Below are 1,062 nucleotides of genomic sequence, written 5' to 3' on the forward strand. Positions count from 1 at the left end.
ACTGTAGTGGTCTAATGATTCCGGACACCCATTTAGGCGAGAATGCTCGCCACAGAGAGGTGTCTGATGACCAAGCAACGCCGTACCTTTACCCCTGAGTTCAAACGCGAAGCTGCCTGCCTGGTGCTCGATCAAGGCTACAGTCATACCGAAGCAGCACGCTCGCTCGGCTTGGTCGAATCGGCCCTACGCCGCTGGGTTAATCAGCTTCAACAGGAGCGCGGCGGCGTCACGCCGGCCAGCAAAGCGTTGACGCCAGAGCAGCAAAAGATCCAAGAGCTCGAAGCTCGGATAACGCGCCTTGAACGCGAGAAATCGATACTAAAAAAGGCTACCGCGCTCTTGATGTCGGAAGATCTCGAGCGTATTCGCTGATCCACCAGTTCAGCGCCCATGAGCCCGTTGATTGGCTATGCGAGGTGTTCGAAGTCACTCGCTCAAGTTACTACGCACATCGCCATAGAAGGCGAACTCCGGACGTTGAGCGACTGAGGTTGCGTAGTCGAGTGAATGAGTTATTCACGCGCGGACGAAGTGCGCCCGGCAGCCGCAGTATCAAGATGATGATGCAAGAAGAGGGTGAGAAGATCGGGCGGTTCAAGGTGCGCAGCCTGATGCGTGAGCTGGCGTTGGTCAGCAAGCAACCAGGATCACATGCGTACAAAAAGGCCACAGTGGAGCGGCCAGATATTCCGAACATCTTGAACCGAGCGTTTGATGTCGAAGCGCCAAATCAGGTCTGGTGTGGCGACATCACTTACGTTTGGGCGCAGGGCAAATGGCACTATCTGGCAGTTGTCCTGGATCTCTATGCACGCAGAGTGGTGGGCTGGGCCTTATCAGAAAAGCCGAACGCAGACCTCGTGGTCAAAGCGCTGGAGGTGGCTTACGAACAACGCGGAAAGCCTCAAGGGCTACTGTTTCACTCCGACCAAGGATCGCAATATGGCAGTCGTCAGTTCCGCCAGAGACTGTGGCGCTACCGCATGCGCCAGAGCATGAGCCGCCGAGGCAACTGCTGGGATAATGCGCCGATGGAGCGAGTATTTCGCAGCTTGAAAT

Annotated in this window: 1 pseudogene; it reads left to right on the plus strand. The window is 56.0% G+C overall.

Annotation, left to right across the window (positions count from 1 at the left end):
- Nucleotides 1-66 precede the first annotated feature (66 nt).
- Nucleotides 67-1,062 (plus strand): annotated as a pseudogene (locus JNA92_RS25575) (IS3 family transposase); the annotation flags it as partial.

The organism is Pseudomonas putida (genome assembly GCF_022627325.1).
Classification (GTDB): Bacteria; Pseudomonadota; Gammaproteobacteria; order Pseudomonadales; family Pseudomonadaceae; genus Aquipseudomonas; species Aquipseudomonas putida_X.